Source organism: Sedimentibacter sp. B4, from assembly GCF_000309315.1.
Taxonomy (GTDB): Bacteria; Bacillota; Clostridia; order Tissierellales; family Sedimentibacteraceae; genus Sedimentibacter; species Sedimentibacter saalensis.
Genome location: NZ_CANG01001162.1, coordinates 1 through 215, shown reverse-complemented (window position 1 = coordinate 215; position 215 = coordinate 1). Strand labels below are relative to the sequence as shown.

The 215-nt window shown below is 66.5% G+C and carries 1 pseudogene; it reads left to right on the top strand.

The features are described from left to right. Positions 1 to 215 (top strand): annotated as a pseudogene (locus BN358_RS22090) (1,4-alpha-glucan branching enzyme); the annotation flags it as partial.

Sequence of the window (215 nt, the reverse complement as noted above, 5' to 3'; positions counted from 1 at the left end):
CCCGCGACGTGCGGCTCAACGCTGACTTCAACTGGTGGACCGGCGACGCGATGTACCAGGTACCCGGCTCCGGCATCTGGGCCGTGTTCGTCGAGGGCGTCGGCACCGGTGCCCTGTACAAGTTCAACATCCTGTCCGCGGACGGCGTGTGGCGGGAGAAGGTCGACCCGATGGCCTTCTTCGCCGAGCAGGCCCCGCAACTCCTCGATCGTCTA